This is a genomic window from Priestia taiwanensis, assembly GCF_014638355.1.
In the GTDB taxonomy this organism is placed as follows: Bacteria; Bacillota; Bacilli; order Bacillales; family Bacillaceae_G; genus Priestia_D; species Priestia_D taiwanensis.
In genome coordinates, this window is sequence record NZ_BMFK01000011.1 from 1 (window position 1) to 1,177 (window position 1,177).

11 tRNA genes are annotated in these 1,177 nt (G+C 49.6%); all 11 read left to right on the forward strand.

Annotated elements, in window-relative coordinates:
- Positions 1–73 precede the first annotated feature (73 nt).
- Positions 74–149, forward strand: a tRNA-Val gene (locus IEV41_RS19430).
- A 4-nt stretch (positions 150–153) separates the two neighbouring features.
- Positions 154–229: transfer RNA gene (locus tag IEV41_RS19435), tRNA-Thr, on the forward strand.
- A gap of 7 nt (positions 230–236) precedes the next feature.
- A tRNA-Lys gene (locus IEV41_RS19440) sits at positions 237–312 on the forward strand.
- Positions 313–331: 19 nt separating this feature from the next.
- A tRNA-Gly gene (locus tag IEV41_RS19445) sits at positions 332–406 on the forward strand.
- Between the two features lie 9 nt (positions 407–415).
- Positions 416–504: transfer RNA gene (locus IEV41_RS19450), tRNA-Leu, on the forward strand.
- Positions 505–513: 9 nt separating this feature from the next.
- Positions 514–590 (forward strand) — tRNA-Arg (locus IEV41_RS19455).
- Between the two features lie 61 nt (positions 591–651).
- Positions 652–728: transfer RNA gene (locus tag IEV41_RS19460), tRNA-Pro, on the forward strand.
- 12 nt (positions 729–740) lie between these two features.
- A tRNA-Ala gene (locus IEV41_RS19465) sits at positions 741–816 on the forward strand.
- Between the two features lie 13 nt (positions 817–829).
- A tRNA-Ser gene (locus tag IEV41_RS19470) sits at positions 830–922 on the forward strand.
- 42 nt (positions 923–964) lie between these two features.
- Positions 965–1,041: transfer RNA gene (locus IEV41_RS19475), tRNA-Met, on the forward strand.
- A gap of 22 nt (positions 1,042–1,063) precedes the next feature.
- A tRNA-Ser gene (locus IEV41_RS19480) sits at positions 1,064–1,156 on the forward strand.
- Positions 1,157–1,177: the final 21 nt, after the last annotated feature.

Genomic DNA, 1,177 nt, shown 5'->3' on the forward strand with positions numbered 1-1,177 from the left:
GAAGTCAAGCTCTTTAGCGCCGATGGTAGTTGGGGGTTTCCCCCTGTGAGAGTAGGACGTCGCCAGGCAAATTGGAGGATTAGCTCAGCTGGGAGAGCACCTGCCTTACAAGCAGGGGGTCGGCGGTTCGATCCCGTCATCCTCCACCATTTAGCCGACTTAGCTCAATTGGTAGAGCAACTGACTTGTAATCAGTAGGTTGGGGGTTCAAGTCCTCTAGTCGGCACCATTTATGGGAGCCATTAGCTCAGTCGGTAGAGCATCTGACTTTTAATCAGAGGGTCGAAGGTTCGAGTCCTTCATGGCTCACCATTTTTTAATTAAATATGTTGCGAAAGTAGTTCAGTGGTAGAATACAACCTTGCCAAGGTTGGGGTCGCGGGTTCGAATCCCGTCTTTCGCTCCATAAGTCCTAGCCGGGGTGGTGGAATTGGCAGACACACAGGACTTAAAATCCTGCGGTAGGTGACTACCGTGCCGGTTCGAGTCCGGCCCTCGGTACCATTTTAATAAGCGCCCGTAGCTCAATTGGATAGAGCGTTTGACTACGGATCAAAAGGTTAGGGGTTCGAGTCCTCTCGGGCGCGCCATTTTTATAGATGGACAATTTTTATATGTATAGCATATAATTTTTTATAGTTATATAATGTACGGGAAGTGGCTCAGCTTGGTAGAGCACCTGGTTTGGGACCAGGGGGTCGCAGGTTCAAATCCTGTCTTCCCGACCATTAATTACATGTGGGGCCTTAGCTCAGCTGGGAGAGCGCCTGCCTTGCACGCAGGAGGTCAGCGGTTCGATCCCGCTAGGCTCCACCAATTAAATAAATACGGAGGAATACCCAAGTCTGGCTGAAGGGATCGGTCTTGAAAACCGACAGGGGTGTCAAAGCCCGCGGGGGTTCGAATCCCTCTTCCTCCTCCATTTATTTTTGTTTTAGTATTAAGTGAATAATTTTTTTATTAACGCGGGGTGGAGCAGCTCGGTAGCTCGTCGGGCTCATAACCCGAAGGTCGCAGGTTCAAATCCTGTCCCCGCAACCAATTTTTTTAAGTAGTTAAATACGGAGGAATACCCAAGTCTGGCTGAAGGGATCGGTCTTGAAAACCGACAGGGGTGTCAAAGCCCGCGGGGGTTCGAATCCCTCTTCCTCCTCCATTTATTTTTGCTTTAGTGTTA